This is a genomic window from Hydrogenibacillus sp. N12 (assembly GCF_019645935.1).
Classification (GTDB): Bacteria; Bacillota; Bacilli; order Thermicanales; family DSM-22653; genus Hydrogenibacillus; species Hydrogenibacillus schlegelii.
In genome coordinates, this window is sequence record NZ_CP080953.1 from 1,327,572 (window position 1) to 1,350,181 (window position 22,610).

Genomic DNA, 22,610 nt, shown 5'->3' on the forward strand with positions numbered 1-22,610 from the left:
GTTATTTTAGCACACCGCCGAGTTTGCCGAGCACGTGCACCGGTTTGCCGAGCCACACGTCCGCCGCCTCCATCGCCGCCTCGGCGAACGTGGGGTGGGCATGGACGGTAAGCGCAAGATCTTCGACCCGAATGCCCATCTCCACCGCGAGCGCCAGCTCGGCGATCAACTCCGAAGCGCCGGGTCCAACGACTTGGGCGCCGAGGAGCGCCCCCGTTTCGGCGTCTCCGACGAGCCGGACGAAGCCGTCCTTCTCCCCGAGCGTAAGCGCCCGGCCGTTCGCCGCAAGCGGAAACATCCCGACCTTTACCCGAAAGCCTGCCGCCTCCGCCTCCGCCGCCGTCATCCCGACCGTCGCCACCTCCGGATCGCTGTAGACGACCATCGGAACGGCCCGGAAATCTGCGGCCGCCCCCGCCTCTTCGGCGATCGCCTCCGCCGCCACCTTCCCTTCCGCTGTCGCCTTATGAGCGAGCGGCAGCCCCGGCACGACGTCGCCAACGGCATAAATCCCCTCAACGTTCGTCATTTGGCGGTCGTTGACCGCGATGTATCCCCGTCCGTCCACCTGAACGCCGGCGGCCTCGAGCCCGAGGGCATCGGTATTCGGCCGCCTCCCGACGGCAACGAGCACATAGTCGGCCGCAAGCTCCCGCTCCCCTTCCGGCGTCTCGACTTGGACCATAAGCCCGTTCTCCCCTTCCGCGGCGCCGATGGCCCTGGCCCGTTCCAGAAGTTCGATGCCTTCGGCCTGAAGCCTCCGTCGAAGCGGCCGAAGGAGGTCCGCCTCAAACGCCGGCAGGATTCGCTCCGCCGCCTCGACGATCGTCACCCGGCTCCCGAAGCGGGCGTACGCCTGCCCAAGCTCGACCCCGATCACGCCACCGCCGAGGATAACGAGCCGCTCCGGCACCTCCTTAAGCGACAGCGCCTCCGTCGATGAGATCACCCGACCGCCGAAGCTGCCGAACGGAAAACCCGAAAGCGTCGCCGGTCGAGAGCCGGTGGCGACGATCGCCGCCCGAAAACGGATGTTCATCACCGCACCGCCGGTCTCGAGAAGGCGCAGTTCCCGCGGACCGGTGAAAAACGCCTCGCCGAAAAGGAGCTCGACGCCGTTTCCCTTAAGGAGCTTTTCCACGCCGCCGGTGAGCGTCCGGACAACGCCGTCCTTCCAGGCGATGAGGCGGGGAAAGTCGAGGCGAACGTCGGCCGAAAGGCCGTAAGCCGCTCCTTGGCGCAGCCGGTAAAGGTCGTGGGCGGCGGCAATGAGGGCTTTGGACGGGATACAACCGACGTTTAGGCAAACGCCGCCGACGGCATCCCGCTCGATGAGCGTCACCTTCCGTCCGAAGCGGGCGGCCCGGAGAGCGGCAACGTAGCCGCCGGGGCCGGCGCCGATGACGACGACGTCCGCCTCGAGCGTCGTCTCTCCGACGACCAACGGAGATCGCCCCTTTATGATCCGTATAATATGCCTATTAGGTCCGCCGGCGATCGGCCGTCGCCGTTCGCCGTTTACGGCCTCCTCTGCAAAACGACCGGCACCCCGAGCGGTTTCATCGCTTCAAAGGGGTTCGAGCATGAACGACAATAAAAGATGCTCCGACACGACGTCGGACCGAACGGATTCTCGAGAATCGTGTCCTCTGAACCGCAGTACGGACAGCGGGGATTCCATTCGACCGAAGCTCCGACCGTGACTGTCGCCTCCGCCGGAGCTGGGGCTCCGTTCGGAGGCGGCGCTTCGTCCGGCGCCGGCGCCGGAGAGCGGACGGTAAGACACGGCGGCGGCGCGATTCCATATGCCTCCAGCTTGGGTCGGGCCGACGGTCGGATGCGATCCGTCGTCCAGCGGGAATGGGACACGAAACGGACATCGACCTGAACGACGCCCGGAATTGGTCGCACGGCTCGCTCGACTTCCCGCCGCATGAGTTCGAGAGCTGGGCAGCCCACAAATGTCGGCAACAAATCGATCTCCACGCGAAAATTTCTATCCGCTTCGACGATCCGAATTTCATGCACCATGCCGAGCTCAGCCAAGCTCACAGCTGGCATCTCCGGATCACCGACGTTATCCAGCGCCCTTTCAACCAGTCGACGGATTTTTTCCGCCTCTCTCTTCGAGCTCGCGTTCCCGATCGGACGGTCGACGGTCACGGTCTCCCCCCCTTTCCGGATCCTGGCTCTTATTAATTCGAGTTCCGCTTTTCGCTTCTTTTCGCTTCGGCCTTACCACGCCGCTTCCGGCGCCATCCGATACACTTCACCCATCATTTGGATGGCCGCCCATCCTTCGTCGGTGTGCTGTCCTTCCCGACCGGTAAACGCCGGCGAACCGAGGGGCGGAAGCGAAAGAGCGACACGTCGAAACTCCGCCTCGAGCGCTTTTAACGTCTTTCGTTCGATCTCCTCCGCCGACGGCCCAAGCCCCAATCGAACAATCGTTTCCGCCTTCGGACCAAGGTCCCACAGGGTCGGCAGATCGTGAAACACCGACCGAGCGGCTTCAGTAAGGCGGCGCCGCGCCTCATCGGTCGACTGCGACAATTCCGACCACCACGTTTTCCAATGATACAGGTGATAAAACTGCTCATCGCGCATCTTCAGGGCCGCTTCCGCAAGCGGGACATAGCTTGAGGACGCAAGCGCTTCCAGGCGTATGCGCTTGAACGTTTCGTAGGCAAGGCCCCGAACGACGGCGTATGCCCAGTCGTACGATGGATTTTCGTAGAAGAGACCGGGACCGTTTGGCCGTTCGACAAGGATCGCCTGGCGGTACGCTTCCCTTGGCCGGAGGTAGGCGAGATCATCGGCGTTCTTTCCGGTGAGGGGTTCAAGGAGCGTGTACCAGTACAGGGCGTGCCCCATCGTGTTCTGGGCGATGGACGAAAAGGCGACGTCCTCTTCGATGTGCGGCGCAAGCCCGAGCCACTCCGATGCCCGGTGGGCGACAAAAAGATCATCGTCCGCCAGCTGAAAAAGAAGCTCCACCAGCGCCGATCGAGCGTCCGGGCGGTTGACGATGGCCTCCGGCGACGCGAATCGTTTCATCATCCATCCTCCTCGACTTTAAGCAGCCGATCGCCGATCCCGCGGCGGGCCTTCAGTTCATGCCACTTTTTGAGCACCCGACCGTAGTAGCCGGGCATCCGGTACGCCTTGTTGTCCATTCGACGGAGCGCCACCCGCGCTTCCGGAGAGATGAAATGTATGTGCCGACGGTTGACGACGAACAGATTGGCCGGGGGGTCTTCCCGGCGCAAGAAGTTTTCCTGCGCCATGGCCAGGGCGATCTCCGGACTCGGGGCAAGCAGGCTGAACTGGCTTTCGTATTTGCCCGTCGGCTCTTTCTGGCTGAAGACTTCGTAAATCTCATAATCCTTTTCCATGATCGCACCAGCCCTCCCACCACGCGATGTCGACGAGGCGGAGACGGGTGAGCCCGCCTCCGCCGTTCGACGTGAAGTGCCTGTCTCTTGAAACGGCGTTATACGATTGGAGCGGCTTTATACGATCGCCGCTTCTTTTTGCACCGCCTGTCGGGCGAGGAGCGCCTCCCGCACCCAGCGGTTGTGTTCGAACGCCGAGCGCCGAAGATGAAGCCGCGCCTCAGACCGCGGCCCCCGGTTGCGGCCGATGACATTCCGCAGGTACGAATAATCCGGATGGCGGTACACCCAGCGCCCCGTCGCCTCGTCGAAGCGGAGCGTCTCATCGGGCACCGTAAGCCCGAGGGCCCAGATCTGTGGCACGTACTTGCTCAAAAACTCCTGGCGGAGTTCTTCGTTCGTCTTCGTACGGATCCGGTAGCGCAGATTCTTGAGCTGATTGGATGGCATCTGTTCTTCTTCCGGGGGACCGAAAAACATGAGCAGCGCGTCCCACCAGCGGTTGAGCGCCTCCTGGAGCATCTTTCGCTGTTCCGGCGTGCCGTCGCCGAGAGTCTGACTCATATCTTCGCCGTGGAAGGCGTGAAACCGCTCTTCCATGATGATCCGCCGGAGCGCCCGAACGTACGGCGCGTAGGAGCCTTGTACGAGCATCTTTTGGGTGATGATCGCCGCCCCGTCGACGAGCCAGCCGATGAGGGCCGCATCGGCCCACGTCGGAGCGGGCATGTGGAAGACGTTGTGAAACTTGAGCCGCCCCGCATACAAGTCATTCAAAATGTCTTCCCGCGTCTTTCCGAACGGCCGGATGAGGTCTTCTGCCACCCGAAGGAGAAGCTGACCGTGGCCCATTTCATCTTGGACCTTGGCCATGAGCGACAGGCGCCTGCGAAGCGTCGGCGCACGAGGGACCCACTCCTTTTCCGGAAAAGCGCCCATGATCTCGCTGATGCCGTGCATGGCGATGAGCTTGACGAGCTGCAGCCGATAGTCCATCGGCATCCAGTCGTCGGCTTCGATTTTTTCTCCTCGGTCGATGCGGGCGAGGAACGCCTCGACCTGTTCCGGATCTTCCCGGACGGCCGGCAAATCGAAAATGCTCATCGACCTCACCTCGTATAACGTTTAATTGTATAACGTTTTTCTAACGTAATTATACAATCCCGTAACACAAAATGGCAAGTGTAATCTTTACCGCTTCACTTGGGCGGCGCTCCCTTCGTACACACGTTCGAAATGACGAAGCGATGCCGGGTGAAGGGCCTGATAAAGACGTTCGAAAAGTGCATCCGCTTCGTCGCCTGCCCAGACGTCCGGCAGAAGTTCGGCCGGCAGATCCGGGTCGATGAAGAGAAACTTCCGGTATTCATGGACGAGAATCGTTTTTAACACGAACGCCTCCTCATCGTTCGGCACCCACTTGGGATCTCGCCCTTCAAGCCGGTCCAACTCGGGGCGAAACCGCTCGATGAACCGTCGATAGGCCGCTTCGATCTCCTCCAGATTCCAGCAGCGCCGAACCAGTTCCCGGTCGTCGGCATACCCCCGATGTTCGGCGACAAAAAACTCGACGTAGGGCTTAAGGCCATGTTCTTCGACGTAATCATGAACGAGGCTTAAGATTGGGTTCGGTGAAAGCCATAACCCATTCGTAAGCATGCCGAACCCGAGAAACTGCAGTTCCTTCCGGAGCTCGTCTCGCCGTTCCCGCTCGCTTTCCGGAATGCTGAACTGGACCATATACCAGCGGCCGTCCCAACGGTGGGCGCCGAATTTGTAAATCCGCGCCGCCGCCTCGTCGAGCCGCTTTCGGCCTTTCGGCGTCAGGGCGTAAAAGCTTCGGTTGCCGTGCTTTTCCCCGACAATCCAGCCCTGGCGCTGCATCCGGGAGACGGCAACCCGGACGGCCGCCTCCCGAATGCCGAAGGCGCCGAGAAGCTGCGTCAGGCTGCCGATCCAGATGTCGTTTCCGTAGTGGCGGACATATTCGCCGAAAATCGTAAACAAAAGAGACCGCGGGCGCATGGGTTTTCCTCCTCTTCGGGGCGTTTCCGCATCCTGCCCTCTTTATGCCATACTCGGTCGTTGAAGTAAACGGCAGGAAACGCCCTATCCGGAAAAGAAGCGGTCGCTCATGCGCCGCCGGTCGTCCGTTTGAGCGCCTGCTTCAACGCGCCGATCTTCCGCGCTAACGTCTCTTTGCGGAACAAGACCTGCGTAAACGTCCCTTCCCCGATGACGCGCTCGCCAACGCGGGCGCGGACGTCTGCGACGACGAACCGCTCGTCGACCGCCGTCGCCGTCGCTTCGACGACGACCGTCTCGCCGACGACCGCCGGCCGGAGGTGCCGGACGCACACTTCGTACCCCGCGCCTTCTTCGTCGGGCTCGAGGTACGGAAGGATGATCATCCGACCCGCCTTTTCCATGTGGTAGATCATCGACACCGTCGAGAGGACGGGGTGGACGACGGCGTCGTCAAAGCCGGCGAGCATCGCTTCGGTTACGGTAAAGGTGACTTCGGCGCGGACGCCCGGTTTCAGCCCGGGTTTCATCGGGACCCTCCTTTTTCCCGCGGTTTTGTGGCCGCGTCCGGCCGGACTTCCTTCGGTAGGTCTGCCTCCATCCGGTAGACGAGCCCGTGGGCAAGCGCGAGTAGCGTCTCGTCTCGCCGGACTTCGATTCGGTACCAGGCGAGTCGCCGCGTCCGACGCTCTTCCATCGCCGTCGCGACGAGGCGGTCGCCGGCACCGGCCGGCGCCATGTAGCTGATCGTCATCTGGACGCCGACCGCCGGCACGCCGTGGCTGTTGCTGGCGACGGCAAAGGCGACGTCGGCGAGGGCAAAAACGGCGCCGCCGTTTGCCGTGCCGTGGAAATTCAACATGTCGTCGGTGACGGTCATCTCGACCGTCGCTGCACCAAGCGTCGCGTCGACGAGGCGCATGCCGAGATGCTGCATGAAGCGATCGGTCGCAAAGTGCCGGAGCCGCTCTTCCGGAAGCTTCACCTCGCCGCCTCCTTTTAGCGGTGAAATCCATTTTACGCCATCCGCTCCAGGACAACGGCGATCCCCTGGCCGATTCCGATGCACATCGCCGCCAGCCCGAAGCGGCCGCCCCGCCGCTCGAGTTCCCGCATCAGCGTTAGCACCAGCCGGGCGCCGCTCGCGCCCAGAGGATGGCCGATGGCAATGGCGCCGCCGTTCGGATTCAGCTTCTCCTCCGGGACGCCGAGGCGCCGCGCCGAGGCGATGACTTGGGCGGCAAACGCTTCGTTGATCTCGACGACGTCCATGTCGTCGACGGTCAGCCCGGCATTTTTCAGCGCCTTCCGGGACGCCGGCACCGGACCGAGTCCCATGATGGACGGATGCACGCCGGCCGTCGCTGCGGCGATGATGCGGGCCCGGGGACGAAGCCCGAGGGCGGCGGCTTTTTCCCGGCTCATCAAAAGGAGCGCCGCCGCCCCGTCGTTTAACCCCGTCGAGTTGCCGGCGGTGACCGTCCCCCCTTCCCGGAAGGCCGGCTTGAGCCGCGCCAGCGCCTCCAGCGTCACGTTCGGCCGCGGATGTTCGTCCTCCTCGACGATCATCGTTTCGCCCTTCGGCCCCGGCACCGGGACGGGAACGATTTCTTCCTTATAGAATCCCTGCGCTTTGGCCGCCTGGTACTTTCGCTGGCTCTCGAGAGCAAACCGGTCCTGGTCTTCCCGCGTGATGCCGTCCATCTCGGCGACATTTTCCGCCGTTTCCCCGAGGGTGATCGGCGGGTAGACGGCCGCAAGCCGCGGGTTGGTGAACCGCCAGCCGAGCGTCGTGTCTTCGAGCGACCGGTGCCCGCGGGCAAACGGTTCCTCCGGCTTTAAGAGGACGAGCGGCGCCCGGGACATGCTCTCGACGCCGCCGGCGATGAAAATCTCGCCGCGGCCGGTCTGGATGCCTGCCGCCGCCTGAATGACCGCCTCCATGCCCGAGCCGCACAGGCGGTTCACCGTGGCGCCCGGCACCTCGACCGGGAGGCCCGAAAGCAACACGGCCATTCGCGCCACGTTTCGGCCGTCCTCGCCGGCCTGATTGGCGCAACCGAAATAGACGTCGTCGTACGCCTCCGGCGGGATCTCCGGATGCCGCTTTACCAGCTCGGCGATGACGTGGGCCGCCAGATCGTCCGGCCGCACGCGGGCGAGGGCCCCGCCGTAGCGGCCGAACGGCGTCCGGATGCCGTCGACGATGACCGCTTCCTGCACGCCGCACCCTCCTGTTCGTCGATGATGGCCGTTCGCCTTCGTCAGCGCTCTTTCGCCTCGTCGGTGTACGCGTAAAACCCGTGTCCCGCCTTTCGGCCGAGGCGACCGGCAGCGATGAGCTGCCGGAAAATCGGCGCCGGGCGGTAGCGGTCTTCGCCGAACGCCCGGTAAAGCCCCCGGAGCACCGCCTGAACTTCGTCGAGGCCGATCCGATCTGCCCATGCGAGCGGCCCTTCCGGATAGTTCGTCCCGAGGCGCATGGCGCGGTCGATGTCCTCCGCCGCCGCCACCCCTTCCATCAAGGCGAAAGCCGCCTCGTTGATGATCATCGCGAGCACCCGGGGAAAGGCGAGACCGACTTCGTCGCCAACGCAGAACGTCCGGACGCCGATCGACGCGAGCCACGCTTCGGCCCGGGCGATCCCGGACGGATCGGCGCCGAGGGGCGCCGCCAGATCAACCGCCGGCGCCGTCCCGTAGGCCGGAAAAGCGCCGTAGCCGACGACGGCGTCCGGTCGACCGAACCAGGCGGCGGCTTCGGTGGCCGATACGGCGTGGGCGCTCGTAAGAAGGAGTCCATGCGGATGAAGCCGGGCGCCGAGACGTCGGAGCCGGCGGCGCTTTGCCCGGAGATCGACGTTTTCCACGTCGATGATGAGGGCCGGCGCAGATAAAAGCTGCGCTTCGCCGGCCCCGGGGGAGCGGAGCGCGACGCCCCGCCCTGGCCGGCGCCCGCCCGGCCGGCCGTCGACGGCCGCCGTCCCGTCTTCGACGGCGATGCCCCGGCGCCCGAGGACGTCTAGCCAAAAAGCTTTGAGCACGCCCTCTCCGACGAGCCAGACGCGGTCAACGGTCATCATAGCGGTAAAACCCCCGTCCGCGCTTCCGACCGAGGCGACCGGCGAACACATATGCTTTTTGCAGGAGGCTTGGCCGAAAGCGGGGCTCGTAAAACGTCTGGGCAAACACCGTCGACGTCGTGGCGAAGTTGACGTCGAGGCCGATCAGGTCCTGAAGCGCAAACGGCCCCATCTTAAACCCCCGGGCTTCGAACAGGGCGTCGATCGCCTCCGGCTTTCCCTGCCCCCACTCGATGAGCCGGAGCGATTCGTTGTAGTACGCCCGGGCCACCCGGTTGACGACGAACCCCGGCGTGTCCCGGACGACGATCGGCGTCTTGCCCAGGGATTCGGCGAGGGACACGGCCGCCGCGACAGCCGCCGGGTCGCTCTGGGCTGCCCGCACGATTTCGACGAGCGGCATCACGTCGGCCGGATTAAAAAAATGCATGCCGACCAGCCGTTCCGGCCGTCGGAGGCCGGCAGCGATCTCCGTCACCGACAGCGACGACGTGTTGGTCAGAAGGAGCGTCGCCGGATCGACTGCCGCCTCGACGGCGGCAAAGACCGATCGCTTGACGTCCGGCGCCTCGTACACCGCCTCGATCACCGCCTCGGAGCCGGCCAAAGCCTCCGGCGCCTCGTGAGCGGAAAGGCGCCGGAGCGCCGCTTCGGCCGCTTCCAGCGAAAGCTCGCCCCGGCCCACCGCCCGTTCGGCCCGGGCCCGGGCATGATCCAGGAGCGCCTGGCGGGCCTTTTCGTCGACATCGACGGCGATGACCGTAAACCCCGCCCGGGCCGCCGTCCAGGCGATACCGCGGCCCATCGTCCCGGCGCCGACGATGCCGAGGCGCCGGAGAGACGACTTGTTCGCCTCGCGGTCCGGTTCCTGGACCCGATCGGCCATCGTCATCCTCCGGTCTTCCGGTTTTTTTTTCCCTTTCCTCATTCTTCGGTCCTCCACGTTTCGGCCGTTTCCGATCGTCGACCGACCATCGGCGGACGTAAAGCCCATCGACGATCGTGCCGGCCTGTTCTCCCGGCCGTCCGGACGCTCGGAGGGGGTCGCCCGCCGGTCGACCTCTTCGGCCGTCCCCGGCGCCTAGCGGCCGGTAAACGTCGGTTCGGTCTTGGCGAAAAACGCCGTCATCCCCCGGCGGTGGTCTTCCGTCGCCGCCGCAGCGCTCTGGAGCATCCGCTCGTAGGCGAGCGCCTCGCCGAGGGGCGCGGCCTCGGCCTTTTGCAGCAGACGCTTCAGCATACCGAACGTTTTCGTCGGCAGCGCCGCCAGCGTTTCAGCGAACGCCTGAGCCGCCGACTCAAAGCCGTCCGCCGGAAAGACCCTGTGAACGAGCCCGGTCCGAAGTGCCTCGTCGGGACCGATGCGGCCGCCGAGCGTCATCCACTCGAGCGCCCGCCCGAAACCGACGAGCCGCGGAAGAAAATACGCCATTCCTGTATCCGGGACGAGGGCGAGTTTGAAAAACGCCGGCACGAACGCCGCCCGGTCGGACATGACGCGAAAATCGGCGGCAAGGGCGAGGCTCATGCCGGCGCCGGCGGCGACGCCGCCGACGGCGGCGAGGATCGGCTTCGGCGTCTCCCGCATCGCCCGAAGCACCGGGTGGTAGCGCTTTTTAAGCAGCGCGCCGTAGGTCTCCGGTTCCGGCGCCTCCCCGAGCGCCGACAAATCCTGCCCCGCCTGAAACGCCCGTCCGCGGCCGGCGAGGACGATCGCACGGACGTCTTCCGCTCGGGCCGCTTCCCGAAACGCCCGCTCCAGCGCCTCGAGCATGACGTCCGTCAAAGCGTTCATCGCCTCCGGACGGTTGAAGACGATCCACCGGACGGCGCCCCGCTGTTCGATGAGGACGTCCGTCGCCTGTTTCGCCACGGCGATCCCTCCTACCGTCCTCGAAATTGCGGCGGCCGCTTTTCTAAAAACGCCCGCATGCCTTCCTTCTGATCGTCGCTTGCAAACAACAGGTAAAAGGCGTGCCGCTCAAACTGGAGGCCGACGTCGAGGGGCGCTTCTTCCGCCAGGTAAACCGCCCGCTTGATCAGCCGGACGGCGAGCGGCGGCATGGAAGCAATCGTTCGGGCGAGGGCCAGGGCCTCCGGAAGCACCCGTTCCGCCGGAACGATCCGGTTGACGAGACCGGCCCGGTACGCCTCTTCGGCGTCGATCGGCTCGCCGGTCCAAAGGAGCTCCAGCGCCCGCCGCGTCCCGAGCGCCCGGGTAAGCCGCTGGGTTCCTCCGGCGCCGGGCATGACGCCGAGGCGAATCTCCGGTTGGCCGATCCGAGCCGACTCCGATGCGACGACGAGGTCACAACTCATCATCAGCTCCGCCCCACCGCCCAGGACATACCCGCTCACGGCGGCGATGAGCGGCTTTCGAATCGCCCGGATGCGGTCCCAGACGGTAAACTGATCTCGAATCAACATATCGATGGCCGATTCATCCGCCATCTCTCCGATATCGGCGCCAGCCGCAAACGCTCGCTCATCGCCTGTAATCACGATCGCCAGCACCGCCGGATCGGCGTCGAGCCGTTCAAGTTCGGCGACGAGCCGCTCGACGAGAGCCCGGTTTAAGCTGTTCAGCACCTCTGGACGATTGAGCCGGAGGATGGCCACCGGACCGTCCTGCGACACAAGAAGCGACATCTCCTCCGCCATCGGATTCCTCCTCCGTATCCCTCGGCGCCCGCCGGCAGACCGGCCGGCGTTCCACCCATCATCAGCGCCAAAGGACTCAGGACGTCACCGTCTGTTTGTTCCGGCGGTCGACGATGCGAACGGCTTTCCCCTCGCTTCGAGGGAGCGCCTTCGGCGGGTGCACCTCGACGACGACGGTGATGCCGAGGGCGTCTTTCAACTGCTGAGCGACCCGACCGCGGAGTTCGGCCTTGAACCTTTCGACGTCACCGACGCCTGCCAGGGCCGTTTCGATCACTTCGACGTGCACCTCGAACCGATCGAGGGCGCCGTCTTTGTCGATGACGATTTGATAATGCGGCGCCAGTTCCGCGTATTTCAGCAATTCCGCCTCAACTTCCGACGGAAAGACGTTCACGCCGCGGATGATGAGCATATCGTCGATCCGCCCCTTGACGCGGGACATGCGCATCGTCGTCCGGCCGCAGTGGGGGCAAGGCTCCGGATTGAGGGAGGCGATGTCGCCGGTCCGGTAGCGGATGACCGGAAACGCTTCTTTGGTCAAGGACGTAAAAACGAGCTCCCCGGTTTCGCCATACGGAAGCATTTCGCCGGTATCGGGGTCGATCACCTCGGCGATAAAATGATCGTCGGCGAGGTGGAGGCCGTCCTGCCCTTCGGCGCATTCGATGGCGACGCCGGGGCCGATGACTTCGCTCAGGCCGTAGATGTCGACGGCCTTGATGCCGAGCGCATCCTCGATCTGCCGGCGCATCTCTTCTGTCCACGGCTCGGCCCCGAGGATCCCGTACTCCAGGCTCGTCTTCCGCGGATCGAGGCCCATCGCCCGCATCGTTTCGATGAGGTTCAGGATGTACGACGGCGTCCCAGAGATCCCCCGCGGCCGGAGATCCTGAATCAGCGTGATCTGCCGGGCGGTGTTTCCGCCGGACGCCGGAACGGCGACCGCACCGAAGCGTTCAATTCCGTAATGAAGGCCGAGGCCTCCGGTAAAGAGGCCGTAACCGTAAGCGTTGTGAAAAATGTCGCCCGGTCTCCCGCCCGCGGCGGCGATCGTTCGGGCCACGATTTCCGCCCAGTGATCGATATCCCGACGGGTATAAGCGACGACCGTCGGCTTGCCTTTCGTGCCGGAAGACGCGTGAAACCGGACGATCTCCTTGGTGTCGACGGCAAACAGGCCGAACGGATAATGCTCCCGAAGGTCGTTCTTTTTCATCATCGGCAGCCGACGAAGGTCATCCAAACTCCGGATGTCTTCCGGGCGAACGCCGGCTTCATCGAAACGCCGGCGGTAAAACGGCACCCGCGCATAGGCGTAGGCGACCGTCTCTTGAAGCCGCTTAAGCTGCAGCTTCTCTTTTTCTACCCGCGGCATCGTTTCCATTTCGACGTTGAAGATCATCGTCCGACCTCCCCTCGCAAGGCGTATGTCCCCAGCGCCACCGCCACGAGCGCCCCATCGCCGCCGTACGCCTCCGCCGTCGCGACGACGAGGCGACGGCCGCGCTTGACGATGCGGGAAGCCGCCACGAGCCGCTCACCGGTGGCCGGGCGCAGGAAGTTGACCTTAAATTCCGCCGTCACGCTCTGTTGCACGCCGTCCCGGTGCGGCGCCGCCGCGTGCCCCATGACGACGTCGAGGAGCGTCGCCACGACGCCGCCGTGGACGATCCCCTCCATGCTGTTGTAAAACTCCGGCCGAACGACCAGCTCCGCCCGAGCGCCGTCCGGCGTTTCTTCCAAAACGCGAATCCCGAGAAGGCGGTTGAAAGCGTTCAGGCTTTCGACGCGGTTTCCTGGCTTTTGGACCACGGCGCTACGCCTCCACCTCCGCCAGGTAAAGCGAGACGATCCCCCGGGCAAACGAAATCAAGTCTTTTCCGGCCGCCCGACCTTCCGGCGAGGCGAGGGCCGCCTCCAGGGCTTCCCGGGAGGAAAAAAGCATCTCCGCGATCAGGTAGACGTCCGAGTCACCGCCGCCCGGGATCCCGTAGACGCGGTTGACTTCCAGGCGCTGAAGGCCGGGCATCGAGCGAGCGAGAGGGGCGTGGACCTCGCGGTAGTGGCGTTCGAACGCCTCGATGTCATCGGGCCGACGGTAGACGGCGATCAGCTTGACCATGCGTGAAGCTCCTCCTTCTTTCGTCCGGCCCGGTGCCGGGCCGGACGCTTTGGATGGTCAAACACCGGCTTACAGCTTGAACGGATTCAGCGGTTTGGTGCCGTAGTACATGAGCACGCTTTTGACTTCGGTGTACAGGTCGAGCGCTTCGATGCCGAGCTCCCGGCCGAAACCTGATTGCTTCGTGCCGCCGAACGGCATGCCGGGAAAAGCGGAAAACGGCGTGTTGACGAGGACGATGCCGGCGCGAATGCGGTCGGCCATCCGCTTCGCCCGGGCGCCGTCTTTCGTCCAGACGGCCGCCGCGAGGCCGTACATCGTGTCGTTGGCGAGGGCGACCGCCTCGTCTTCGGTGTCAAAAGGCATGACCGTGACGACCGGGCCGAAGATCTCCTCCTGAACCGCCTTCATGCCGTGGTGGACGTCGACGAGGATCGTCGGCGCGTACCAGTACCCGCCTTCAAACCCTGGCACGCGAACTTCGCCGCCGCCCAAGACCGCCTGAGCGCCGTCTTCCAAGGCGGAACGGACGTAACCGTCGATCACATCCACCTGCTCCCGACTGATGACTGCACCGACGTGCGTCTCCGGGTCGAACGGGTTGCCGAGCTTGAGCTTTTTCGCCTTCTCGACGAACCGCGCCATGAATGCGTCATAGACCGACCGCTGGACGTAGATGCGGGATCGGGCTTCGCACGATTGGCCGGTGTTATAGAAGATCCCGAACACCGATCCGTCGACCGCCGCATCGAGATCTGCATCGTCAAAGATGAGGCTCGGCGACTTCCCGCCGAGTTCGAGCGTCACCTTTTTCAACGAACGGGAGGCGAGCTCCATGATGTGCCGCCCGACGGGCGTTGACCCGGTGAAGGCGATCTTATCTACCTCCGGGTGGGTGACAAGGTAATCGCCGACATCCCGCCCGGAACCGGGAACGACGTTCACGACGCCCTTCGGCACGCCGGCCTCGGTAGCAATCTCCGCCAGAACGAGGGCGGTCACCGGCGTAAGCGTCGCCGGCTTGACGACGACCGAACAGCCGGCGGCGATCGCCGGAGCGATCTTCCATGCGGCCATCATCAGGGGATAGTTCCACGGGACGATCTGGGCACAGACGCCGACGGGCTCCCGCTGGGTATAGTTGAAAAAGCCACTGGGCATGTTGTTGACGTGCCCCCGGTGGCCGACGATGGCACCGGCGTAAAACTCGAAGTCCTCGATCGCCTGCATGATCTGGCCCTGAGCGGCAAAAAGCGTCTTACCCGTGTTCAAAATTTCCAGTTCCACCAACTCATCGAACCGCTCCCGCATGATCTCGGCGATGCGGTTCAACACCCGCGCCCGCCGCAAGACGGAAAAGTGGCGCCATTTCCCGTGCTCAAACGCCAGCCGCGCCGCCTGAAGGGCACGGTCGATGTCGGCCCGGCCGGCCCTTGCCACCTCTGCCAGCGGCTCCCCGGTCGCCGGGTTGTAAACCGTGTAGCGGTTGCCGTCGGCGGCGTCAACCCACTCCCCGTCGATGAACATCGGGTAATACGAACGCCGGTAGCGGTTGACTTTCTCTGAATCGATCATCCGCACGCCCCCTTCTTTAGCGCCGGCCTCCTCCTCCGCTGTCGATGCCGACACTTACAACGTTTTTTTCATATAACGTTTTTAAAACGTTGTTACGTTTAACAGTATAGTTCCGGTGTTTGAATGTCGTCAAGCTGATCTTTTTTCACAAATCATCGCATCGACAAAAAAAGCCGCTCCGGCTCCCGCACCAGCGACCGCAACGTCTCGACAAAGCGGACGGCGTCGGCGCCGTCGAGCACGCGATGATCGAACGAGAGCGAAACCGGCAGAATCGAGCGAACGACGATCCGGTCGTCCTCGTCGACGACGGGGCGCTTCCGGATCCGGTGAAACGCCAGAATGGCCACCTCCGGAGGGCGGATGATCGGCGTTGCGGCATACGCTCCGCCGATCGGGCCGACGTTGCTGATGGTAAACGTTCCGCCGGCGATCTCTTTCGGACCAAGCGTCCCCGCCCGGGCTTTTTGCACGAGGTCCTCGAGCGCCACAGCGATCTCCCGCAAGCTCCGCCCCTCGACGTGCCGGATCACCGGCACGATGAGCCCTTCCGGAGCATCCACCGCGACGCCGATGTGGTGATGGCGAAACAGCCGGATGATGCCGGCCGCCTCATCCAAGCGGGCATTGAAACGGGGGTGAGCCCGAAGCGCCGTGGAAACGATCTTGATTAAATACGCCGTGAGCGGAATCGGGGGTTCTAACGCATCCAGCCGGGCCTTTAAGGCAAGGAGCCCGTCCGCCTCCAGCTCATCCAGCTGCGTCACATGCGGGATGGTCGTCACCGAATGGACCATGTGGCGGGCAATCGCTTCCCGCCGGCCGCGAAACGGAAGCGTCTCCGCTTCTCCGTCGGCTGATCCGAATACCGCCGCCGGCCTCTGGGCGATCGGGCGGTCGGCGACCTCTTCCGCTGGGGAATTCGAGACCGAGGGCGTCGGCGGCGACGAGGTTGCCGGCGACCTGGTCGAGAGAACCGGTATAGCCGCGGCGCGGCGGGCGGCATACCGGCGGACGTCCTCCGGTTCGATGCGGCCGGCCGGACCGCTCCCCGCAACCGCTTCCAAAGGAACGCCGAGCGTGCGGGCCAGGCGACGGGTGTAAGGGCTGGCCAGAACGGGGCGCTTCGCCAACTCCTTCGCCTCTTCGGCGGTTTTTCCACCCGGCGCATCGGCGGCCGGCGTGAGTCGTTCGGCCACCCGGTCTCGATCCGCCTCCCGAACGCCAGAGGTGGGCACCGGAGCGTCTGACCGGATCCGGAGGAGGACGTCGCCGACCCGGACGCTCGTCCCTTCCGGCGCTTCGATCGCCGCGACGATGCCGGAGGCCGGCGCCGGCAGCTCGGCCGTCACTTTGTCCGTCTCGACTTCCACCACCGGCTGGTCGATCGTTACGCGGTCCCCGACAGCAACGAAATAGCGAAGCACCACGGCTTCCGTGAGCCCTTCGCCGAGGTCGTGCAGGCGGAGGGCAACTTCGCCCCCGGTTCCGGCGGTCATCCGGCCATCACCTCCCGGACGGCCGCCAGCACCTTCTCCGGCGTCGGCAGATAAAGATCCTCATACGCCATGAGCGGCACCGGCACATCGAAGCCGCTTACGCGACGGGGGGGCGCTTTCTGAGCGTAGAACGCGTCATCTTGAATGATCGCCACGATGTGGCTGGCCACCCCCAAGGTGTCGTGGGCCTCCTGGACGATGACCGCCCGCCCCGTTTTCTCCACCGACCGCGCGATCGCCTGCCGGTCGAGGGGGTAGAGGGTGCGAAGATCGAGAAGTTCCACGTCGATCCCCGCTTCGGCCGCCATGCGCGACGCCTGCTCCGCCACCGGGACCATCGCGCCCCAGGCGATCACCGTCACGTCCTCCCCCTCCCGGACGAGGCGCGCCCGGCCGAGGGGCACCGGCGCCCACCCCGGCGGGACTTCTCCTCGGGCGCTCCGGTAAAGCCGCATCGGCTCGAGGAAAATCACCGGGTCCGGATCCTCATAAGCGGCTAGCAAAAGCCCCTTGGCGTCAGCGGGCGTCGAAGGGACAGCCACCTTCAGGCCCGGCATGTGCACGAAAAAGGCTTCCGTGCTGTCCGAATGAATTTCCGGCGCCCGGACGCCGGCGCCGTATGGCGCCCGGATGACGATCGGCACCGAAAACCGCCCCTGGCTTCGCACCCGGAGTCGGGCAGCGTGCGAGACGATCTGCTCAAAGGCTGGGTAGATGAATCCGAGAAACTGGATTTCGACGATCGGCTTCAGGCCGGCGGCGGCCATGCCGATGGCCGCGCCGACGAAGCCGGATTCGCCGAGCGGCGTATCGATCACCCGCTGCCCGCCGAACCGCTCGAAAAGCCCCTCCGTCGCGCGAAAGACGCCGCCGTTCACCCCGACGTCCTCTCCAAGCACGATCGCCCGCTCATCCCGCTCCAAGATCAGATGCAGGGCCTCATTGACGGCCCCGACCAGCGTCATCGTCTTTTTAGCCGCCTGAATCGACGTCATGGAGATTTCCCCCTCATCAAGCCGGAGCATCAGGAGATTCTGCAAAGACATGCCGGAACAGATCTGCTTCCGAGACCGGAGATGCGGATTCCATCTCCCGAACCGCCGCCTCGATCTCCGCATCGATCGCCGCGAGCCACCTCGTCTTGGCTTCGGCGTCGAATCGCCCCAGTCGCTCAAGAATCCGTTCCACACGGAGAAGCGGATCGCTCTTTTCCCGGAGCCGGTCGCTTTCCGACTGATCCCGGTAGCGCCGGGGATCGTCGGCGGTCGTGTGCGCCCCGTACCGCCAGGTCACCGCTTCGATCAAGGTGGGGCCGCCGCCCGATCGGGCGCGCTCGACGGCCGCTTTCGTCGCCGCGTAGACGGCGAACACATCGTTGCCGTCCACCCGGATCCCCGGTAGATCATAGCCGAGCGCCCGCTGGGCAATCGTTTTGGACTTCATCTGCTTGTCGAGCGGGGTGGAGATGGCGTAGCCGTTGTTCTGATTGAAAAAGACGACCGGAACGTTCCAGACGCTGGCCAGATTAAGCGCTTCGTGAAAATCGCCTTCGGAAGTCGCCCCATCGCCAAAGTAGACAAGGGCGACATGTGGCGTGTTGAGAAATTGCTCGGCGAAGGCCGCTCCGACCGCATGAGGGAGCTGTGTAGCGATCGGCACGCTGGGTGGGAATATCTTCCGCCCTTCGTTGGAAATGCCGCCTTCGTAGCGCCCCTTCCAGTAGAGGAGAATGCGCCCGAGGGGCTGCCCGAACGTCATCGCCGCCGCGTGATCGCGGTACGTCGGAAACAGCCAGTCGCCCGGACCGAGGGCAAGGGCGCTCCCAACCTGAGCCGCTTCCTGGCCCTCATATGGCGCATACGTCCCGATCCGTCCCTGCCGCTGCAGGCTCAAGCACTTCCGGTCGAAGCGGCGGGCCCGAAGCATGTGCCGGTAGGCCGTCTCGATCCACTCCGGAGAAAACCGATCGGCCCACCGCTCGTCCGTCCACCCCCCCTCTTCATCCACCAGGCGCCAGAGGGGAAAAAGCGCTTCCCCCGATCTTCCCTCGGTAAACGGCGGAGAAAGTTCGAGCATCACGCCACCCTCCTTCAGCGCCGGAACCGCCACTTCGGCGGCACATCCGGCCGGTAGCGGACATTGAGCCGCTTTCGCCGTTCCCACCTCTCCCGAACGAGGCGCTCGGCCGCCTCGACCGTCGTGAGGCCTTCTGCGTCGGACCGCCGGTACACGAACCGGAGCGTCTCCAGCACGACGGAAAGCTTCTGCTCAACCCGCTTCGGATTGGGGCCGAACAGTTCATCGGCCACCTGGATGAGGCCGCCGGCGTTGGCCAGGTAATCCGGTGCGAAGAGGACGTTTTGCGCCTTTAACGTTTCGGCAATGCCCGGGTGGGCGAGCGGCTGGTTGGCCGATCCGACGATCGCCCGCACGCGGAGCCGCCGGGCGACTGCTTCGGTGATGACTCCGCCGTAGGCGCACGGGACGAACACGTCGGCTTCCGCATCGTAGATCGCCTCCGGGGAAACGATCTGGAACGTTTTGCCGAACGATTCGGCCAGCCGCCGGAACGCGTCGACCCGTTCCGCCGACGGATCGGCCACGATGAGTCGTCCACCGGCTTCGAGCAGGCGGTGGGCGACCTTCAGACCGACCTTCCCCAGGCCCTGGACGACAAACGTCCGGTCTTTCAGGTCGCCATCCCCGTCGAGGAACTCAAGCGTCACCCGGATGGCGCCGACGACGCCGTCGGCCGTCGTGACGGACGAATCACCGCCCCCTCCGTACGCTTCCGGCAGGCCGACGAGATACGGCGTCTCCTGATAGGCGTAGGCGAAATCTTCCGGCTGGGTTCCCATGTCCGTTCCGGTGTAAAATCTTCCGCCAAGAGCGTGAACTTGCCGCCCAAAGGCGCGAAACAGTTCCGGCGATCGATCTTTTTCCGGATCGCCGATCAAGACGGCCTTGCCGCCGCCGACGTCCAGATCGGCCGCAACCGCTTTCCACGTCATTCCCCGGGCGAGCCGAAGGGCGTCGAAAAGCGCCGCCTCGAGATCCGGATACGGCGCCATCCGGGTGCCGCCGAGGGCCGGACCAAGAGAGGTGTCGTGAATGGCTATGATGCCTTTCAGACCGACATCCGGGTCATGGAAAAAGAGAACGTGTTCGTGGTCGCCGATGGCCGAAAAGAGATCGCCGCGGGCAACCGTCGGCAAATCGAGCATCTCGACGCCTCCTTTCGCTTGGCTAGGCCAGCACCGCCCGATCCGTGTCAAGCGTGCTTCCGCGGACGCGCTCAAAAGATTGAAGCAATTTTTCGACGGTCAGAGACCGCTTCGCCTCCCCTTCGTAGGTGAGGATCACCTCGCCCTCGTCCATCATGATCAGCCGGTCGCCCATCTCGATCGCCTGCTTCATGTTGTGGGTGACCATGAGGGCGGTGAGCTTAAGCTCCCGGATCAAACCGACGGTGAGCTCCGACACCCAGGCGGCCCGTTTTGGATCGAGGGCGGCGGTGTGTTCGTCGAGCAAAAGCAGCTTGGGCCGGCAGAGCGTCGCCATAAGGAGCGCCAGCGCCTGCCGTTCTCCGCCGGAGAGGGCACCGACCTTGACGCCGAGGCGGTTTTCCAGGCCGATGCCGAGCTGGCGCACCCGTTCTCGAAACGCCTGACGGCGTTCATCGGTCACACCTCGGCGAAAGGTTCTACGTCCGTCCCGCGCAAGCGCCAGCGCCAGGTTTTCCTCGATGGTCATGTTGGGCGCCGTCCCGGCGGCCGGATCTTGGAACACCCGGGCGATCCAGCGGGACCGGCGGTGTTCCGGCCAATCGGTGATGTCCGTTCCGTCGAGGACGATGTGCCCTTCGTCCGGGGTGATCGTTCCGGCGATGACGTTGAGGAGTGTCGATTTCCCGGCGCCGTTGGAGCCGATGATCGTAACCAGCTCGCCTTCCCGAACGTCCAGGTCGATTCCTTTCAACGCCGCCTTCTCGTCCGACGTCCCGGCGTTATAGATCTTGGAGACGCCCACCAGGCGAAGCACCGACTTCTCCTCCTTCCGACGGAAGCGGTCGAAGGCTCCGCGACGCCGGTTTGGCTTTCGTCATTTTTCGGCCGCCGCGCCACTCGGGCAGGACGAGCGCCAAAATGACGATCAGCGCGGTGATGAGCTTGACGTCGCCGGTTTCCAAAAACCGCGCCCGAAGCGCCAAGGCGATGATGATCCGGTAGAGAACGGCCCCCGCGATCACCGCTGCCGTCAAGCGGTGAAGTGACGTCTGGCGAAACAGCGTTTCCCCGATGATGACCGAAGCCAGGCCGACGACAATCATCCCGATGCCCATCCCGATATCGGCAAAGCCGCCGTATTGGGCCATGAGGGCGCCGGCAAACGCCACGTACGCGTTGGACACCGCGAGGCCGAGCACGACGAAGCGGCGGGTGTCGCCCGAAAAACTCCGCACCATCCGGGGGCTGTCGCCGGTCGCCCGGACCGCCAAGCCGATTTCAGTTTTTAAAAACCAGTCCAAGATCAACTTCATCGCCAGGACCATCAGACCGAGGACGAAGAGCACGATCAGGTGATCGGCGCCCGGGACGACGGTCTGTAGCCGCTCTGTCCAAGGAGCGAGATCGGTCCACATGGTGCGTTGATGAAGGAGCGGAATGTTCGGCCGGCCCATGATGCGCAGATTGATCGAATAAAGAGCGATCATCATCAAAATGCCGGAAAGGAGCGGATTGATCTTGCCCCATGCGTGCAGTACGCCGGTGATCAGGCCGGCGGTCGCTCCGGCGACAAGCGCCGCCAGGTTGGCCATCCAGGGAGAAACGCCGTGGACGACCAGGATCGATGCCAGAGCTGCGCCGGTGACAAAACTGCCGTCGACGGTCAAGTCCGGAAAGTTCAACACCCGAAACGAAAGGTACACGCCGAGCGCCATCACGCCGAAGATGAGTCCGGCTTCAACGGCGCCGATCAGTGCCGCCGCCATCCCCGTCCCCCATTTCAGGCAGTGTTCATGTCGCTTCCGATATTTGGGAACCTATTCGATGAATTCCGCTTCTTTTTCCCATTCCGGCCGAATGGGGATGCCGAGCTTTTTCGCCGCCGTTTTGTTGATCGCCAGGTGCAGCGTCTTGGGATATTCCGGCGGAATATCTTTCGGATTCCTTTCACCTTTCAAAATAAGGGCCGCCATCTGCCCGGCCTGATAGCCGATGTCATAGTAGCGGAAGCCGTAGGCGGCAAAGCCGCCCCGTTTGAGCGAATCGAATTCTCCGGTAAAGACCGGAAGTTTATTCGCATCGGCGACGGCGAGAAGCCCTTCGAGTGCCGAGACGATCGTATTGTCGGTGATGACGTAATACCCTTCGATTTGGCCGACCAGCGACTCCGCCGCCTGTTTCACCTCGGACGTGTTGCTGACGGACGCTTCGACGACGTCCAGGGAATAGCCTTGTGCTTTGATGATCGTTCGGATCGCGTCGACCTGGGCGACCGAATTTTGTTCGCCGGGGTTGTACACGATGCCGATTTTCTTTAGGCCCATCTCCCGAACGATAAACGCCAGCATTTTTTGAATGGCTTCTGGATGGGTATCTGTCGTTCCCGTAATGTTCTCCCCCGCTTCATGCATCGACGGCACGAGACCCGCGCCGACCGGATCGGTCACGGAGGTAAAGACGATCGGGATCGTCTTGGTCGCGTTGAGGGCCGCCTGGGCGCTCGGCGTGGAATTCGCGAAAATGAGATCCACCCGGTCGGCGACGAAGTTCCGGGCGATCGTCTGAGCGTTGTTCATATCCCCCTGAGCGTTCTGAACGTTGTAGAGGACCGTCGTCCCTTCCACAAACCCCTCATCTTGAAGCGCCGCCTTAAAGCCCCGGAACGCATCGTCGAGCGACGGATGTTCGATGATCTGCGTTGCGCCAATAACCTTGGGCTTTGGTTTTTCCGCGGCGTTCGGATTTTGGGCGGACGTCCCGCTCTCGGATTGTCCGGCGTTCATCTTGTCGGACGTCGTCTGAGCGCACGCCGTAAGACCGAACGCCAGCAGGACCGCCAGCTTAGGAACAAGCGTCCGCCAGAGGCGCTTCTTGTTCCCCCACGTCATCTTCGACCACCTCCCGATTTTTAAACCGCTTTCAACGGTGGTTACAGAAAAACTATATAACGTTTTATTTACGTTTTTCGATTAAAGTTTATTTAATGGGATCAAGTTGTGTCAATACCAATACTTACACAG

The 22,610-nt window shown here is 63.9% G+C and carries 24 protein-coding genes; all 24 read right to left on the minus strand.

The window, feature by feature from the left end; all coding sequences use genetic code 11:
• Position 1: 1 nt before the first annotated feature.
• Entirely contained in the window at positions 2-1,444 is a 1,443-nt protein-coding gene (lpdA, locus tag K2M58_RS06205) for a dihydrolipoyl dehydrogenase (RefSeq protein ID WP_220678724.1), read from the minus strand.
• Positions 1,445-1,518: 74 nt separating this feature from the next.
• Positions 1,519-2,163, minus strand: coding sequence for a PaaD-like zinc ribbon domain-containing protein (locus K2M58_RS06210; RefSeq protein ID WP_354667529.1), 645 nt, complete (start codon positions 2,161-2,163; stop codon positions 1,519-1,521).
• A gap of 72 nt (positions 2,164-2,235) precedes the next feature.
• The gene (gene paaC, locus K2M58_RS06215; protein WP_252393388.1) at positions 2,236-3,057 is read right to left on the minus strand and encodes a 1,2-phenylacetyl-CoA epoxidase subunit PaaC; all 822 of its coding nucleotides are present in this window, start codon (positions 3,055-3,057) and stop codon (positions 2,236-2,238) included.
• Positions 3,057-3,395, minus strand: coding sequence for a hypothetical protein (locus K2M58_RS06220; RefSeq protein WP_066198244.1), 339 nt, complete (start codon positions 3,393-3,395; stop codon positions 3,057-3,059). Before K2M58_RS06220 ends, paaC begins: the two co-directional genes overlap by 1 nt.
• Before the next feature lie 117 nt (positions 3,396-3,512).
• A complete protein-coding gene (paaA, locus tag K2M58_RS06225; protein WP_220676854.1) occupies positions 3,513-4,499 on the minus strand; it encodes a 1,2-phenylacetyl-CoA epoxidase subunit PaaA in 987 nt (328 codons plus the stop codon).
• Between the two features lie 87 nt (positions 4,500-4,586).
• Positions 4,587-5,420: a phenylacetic acid degradation operon negative regulatory protein PaaX gene (paaX, locus tag K2M58_RS06230; protein ID WP_066198246.1), complete on the minus strand. Its 834-nt coding sequence runs from the start codon at positions 5,418-5,420 to the stop codon at positions 4,587-4,589.
• A gap of 107 nt (positions 5,421-5,527) precedes the next feature.
• Entirely contained in the window at positions 5,528-5,950 is a 423-nt protein-coding gene (locus tag K2M58_RS06235) for a thioesterase family protein (protein ID WP_066198248.1), read from the minus strand.
• Positions 5,947-6,405 carry a hydroxyphenylacetyl-CoA thioesterase PaaI gene (gene paaI, locus K2M58_RS06240; protein ID WP_066198253.1) on the minus strand — a complete coding sequence of 153 codons (459 nt, stop codon included), beginning with the start codon at positions 6,403-6,405 and terminating at the stop codon, positions 5,947-5,949. The genes K2M58_RS06235 and paaI overlap by 4 nt, the downstream gene beginning before the upstream one ends.
• 32 nt (positions 6,406-6,437) lie before the next feature.
• Entirely contained in the window at positions 6,438-7,643 is a 1,206-nt protein-coding gene (locus tag K2M58_RS06245; protein ID WP_220676855.1) for a thiolase family protein, read from the minus strand.
• A 41-nt stretch (positions 7,644-7,684) separates the two neighbouring features.
• On the minus strand, positions 7,685-8,500 hold the full coding sequence (locus tag K2M58_RS06250) for a 3-hydroxyacyl-CoA dehydrogenase family protein (protein ID WP_220676856.1): 816 nt from the start codon (positions 8,498-8,500) through the stop codon (positions 7,685-7,687).
• Entirely contained in the window at positions 8,490-9,389 is a 900-nt protein-coding gene (locus K2M58_RS06255; protein WP_066198265.1) for a 3-hydroxyacyl-CoA dehydrogenase family protein, read from the minus strand. The genes K2M58_RS06250 and K2M58_RS06255 overlap by 11 nt, the downstream gene beginning before the upstream one ends.
• 195 nt (positions 9,390-9,584) lie before the next feature.
• A complete protein-coding gene (locus K2M58_RS06260; protein ID WP_245637602.1) occupies positions 9,585-10,376 on the minus strand; it encodes an enoyl-CoA hydratase/isomerase family protein in 792 nt (263 codons plus the stop codon).
• 11 nt (positions 10,377-10,387) lie between these two features.
• Positions 10,388-11,164, minus strand: coding sequence for an enoyl-CoA hydratase-related protein (locus K2M58_RS06265; protein ID WP_066198271.1), 777 nt, complete (start codon positions 11,162-11,164; stop codon positions 10,388-10,390).
• A 76-nt stretch (positions 11,165-11,240) separates the two neighbouring features.
• Positions 11,241-12,569: a phenylacetate--CoA ligase family protein gene (locus tag K2M58_RS06270; protein ID WP_220676857.1), complete on the minus strand. Its 1,329-nt coding sequence runs from the start codon at positions 12,567-12,569 to the stop codon at positions 11,241-11,243.
• Positions 12,566-12,979 carry a PaaI family thioesterase gene (locus K2M58_RS06275; RefSeq protein ID WP_220676858.1) on the minus strand — a complete coding sequence of 138 codons (414 nt, stop codon included), beginning with the start codon at positions 12,977-12,979 and terminating at the stop codon, positions 12,566-12,568. The genes K2M58_RS06270 and K2M58_RS06275 overlap by 4 nt, the downstream gene beginning before the upstream one ends.
• Before the next feature lie 4 nt (positions 12,980-12,983).
• Positions 12,984-13,289 carry an EthD family reductase gene (locus K2M58_RS06280; protein WP_220676859.1) on the minus strand — a complete coding sequence of 102 codons (306 nt, stop codon included), beginning with the start codon at positions 13,287-13,289 and terminating at the stop codon, positions 12,984-12,986.
• Between the two features lie 69 nt (positions 13,290-13,358).
• On the minus strand, positions 13,359-14,864 hold the full coding sequence (locus K2M58_RS06285) for an aldehyde dehydrogenase family protein (protein ID WP_220676860.1): 1,506 nt from the start codon (positions 14,862-14,864) through the stop codon (positions 13,359-13,361).
• A 152-nt stretch (positions 14,865-15,016) separates the two neighbouring features.
• Positions 15,017-16,363 (minus strand): dihydrolipoamide acetyltransferase family protein, encoded by a 1,347-nt coding sequence (locus tag K2M58_RS06290; protein ID WP_220676861.1) that lies wholly within the window; start codon positions 16,361-16,363, stop codon positions 15,017-15,019.
• A complete protein-coding gene (locus tag K2M58_RS06295) occupies positions 16,360-17,358 on the minus strand; it encodes an alpha-ketoacid dehydrogenase subunit beta (RefSeq protein WP_220676862.1) in 999 nt (332 codons plus the stop codon). Before K2M58_RS06295 ends, K2M58_RS06290 begins: the two co-directional genes overlap by 4 nt.
• Before the next feature lie 16 nt (positions 17,359-17,374).
• Positions 17,375-18,439 carry a pyruvate dehydrogenase (acetyl-transferring) E1 component subunit alpha gene (gene pdhA, locus K2M58_RS06300; RefSeq protein WP_220676863.1) on the minus strand — a complete coding sequence of 355 codons (1,065 nt, stop codon included), beginning with the start codon at positions 18,437-18,439 and terminating at the stop codon, positions 17,375-17,377.
• A 14-nt stretch (positions 18,440-18,453) separates the two neighbouring features.
• Complete coding sequence (locus tag K2M58_RS06305) at positions 18,454-19,587, minus strand: Glu/Leu/Phe/Val family dehydrogenase (RefSeq protein ID WP_220676864.1); 1,134 nt, start codon at positions 19,585-19,587, stop codon at positions 18,454-18,456.
• Positions 19,588-19,609: 22 nt separating this feature from the next.
• On the minus strand, positions 19,610-20,404 hold the full coding sequence (locus K2M58_RS06310; RefSeq protein WP_220676865.1) for an ABC transporter ATP-binding protein: 795 nt from the start codon (positions 20,402-20,404) through the stop codon (positions 19,610-19,612).
• The gene (locus K2M58_RS06315; protein ID WP_220676866.1) at positions 20,370-21,356 is read right to left on the minus strand and encodes an ABC transporter permease; all 987 of its coding nucleotides are present in this window, start codon (positions 21,354-21,356) and stop codon (positions 20,370-20,372) included. Before K2M58_RS06315 ends, K2M58_RS06310 begins: the two co-directional genes overlap by 35 nt.
• 51 nt (positions 21,357-21,407) lie before the next feature.
• Complete coding sequence (locus K2M58_RS06320; RefSeq protein WP_252393389.1) at positions 21,408-22,478, minus strand: ABC transporter substrate-binding protein; 1,071 nt, start codon at positions 22,476-22,478, stop codon at positions 21,408-21,410.
• Between the last annotated feature and the right edge of the window lie 132 nt (positions 22,479-22,610).

Excerpts from the sequence above, each read along its gene's own strand:
- paaC (WP_252393388.1), bottom strand. The coding sequence starts at position 3,057 with ATGAAACGATTCGCGTCGCCGGAGGCCATCGTCAACCGCCCGGACGCT.
- K2M58_RS06220 (WP_066198244.1), bottom strand. The coding sequence starts at position 3,395 with ATGGAAAAGGATTATGAGATTTACGAAGTCTTCAGCCAGAAAGAGCCG.
- paaA (WP_220676854.1), bottom strand. The coding sequence starts at position 4,499 with ATGAGCATTTTCGATTTGCCGGCCGTCCGGGAAGATCCGGAACAGGTC.
- paaX (WP_066198246.1), bottom strand. The coding sequence starts at position 5,420 with ATGCGCCCGCGGTCTCTTTTGTTTACGATTTTCGGCGAATATGTCCGC.
- K2M58_RS06235 (WP_066198248.1), bottom strand. The coding sequence starts at position 5,950 with ATGAAACCCGGGCTGAAACCGGGCGTCCGCGCCGAAGTCACCTTTACC.
- K2M58_RS06250 (WP_220676856.1), bottom strand. The coding sequence starts at position 8,500 with ATGACCGTTGACCGCGTCTGGCTCGTCGGAGAGGGCGTGCTCAAAGCT.
- K2M58_RS06255 (WP_066198265.1), bottom strand. The coding sequence starts at position 9,389 with ATGGCCGATCGGGTCCAGGAACCGGACCGCGAGGCGAACAAGTCGTCT.
- K2M58_RS06265 (WP_066198271.1), bottom strand. The coding sequence starts at position 11,164 with ATGGCGGAGGAGATGTCGCTTCTTGTGTCGCAGGACGGTCCGGTGGCC.
- K2M58_RS06270 (WP_220676857.1), bottom strand. The coding sequence starts at position 12,569 with ATGATCTTCAACGTCGAAATGGAAACGATGCCGCGGGTAGAAAAAGAG.
- K2M58_RS06280 (WP_220676859.1), bottom strand. The coding sequence starts at position 13,289 with ATGGTCAAGCTGATCGCCGTCTACCGTCGGCCCGATGACATCGAGGCG.
- K2M58_RS06285 (WP_220676860.1), bottom strand. The coding sequence starts at position 14,864 with ATGATCGATTCAGAGAAAGTCAACCGCTACCGGCGTTCGTATTACCCG.
- K2M58_RS06290 (WP_220676861.1), bottom strand. The coding sequence starts at position 16,363 with ATGACCGCCGGAACCGGGGGCGAAGTTGCCCTCCGCCTGCACGACCTC.
- K2M58_RS06295 (WP_220676862.1), bottom strand. The coding sequence starts at position 17,358 with ATGACGTCGATTCAGGCGGCTAAAAAGACGATGACGCTGGTCGGGGCC.
- pdhA (WP_220676863.1), bottom strand. The coding sequence starts at position 18,439 with ATGCTCGAACTTTCTCCGCCGTTTACCGAGGGAAGATCGGGGGAAGCG.
- K2M58_RS06305 (WP_220676864.1), bottom strand. The coding sequence starts at position 19,587 with ATGCTCGATTTGCCGACGGTTGCCCGCGGCGATCTCTTTTCGGCCATC.
- K2M58_RS06315 (WP_220676866.1), bottom strand. The coding sequence starts at position 21,356 with ATGGCGGCGGCACTGATCGGCGCCGTTGAAGCCGGACTCATCTTCGGC.
- K2M58_RS06320 (WP_252393389.1), bottom strand. The coding sequence starts at position 22,478 with ATGACGTGGGGGAACAAGAAGCGCCTCTGGCGGACGCTTGTTCCTAAG.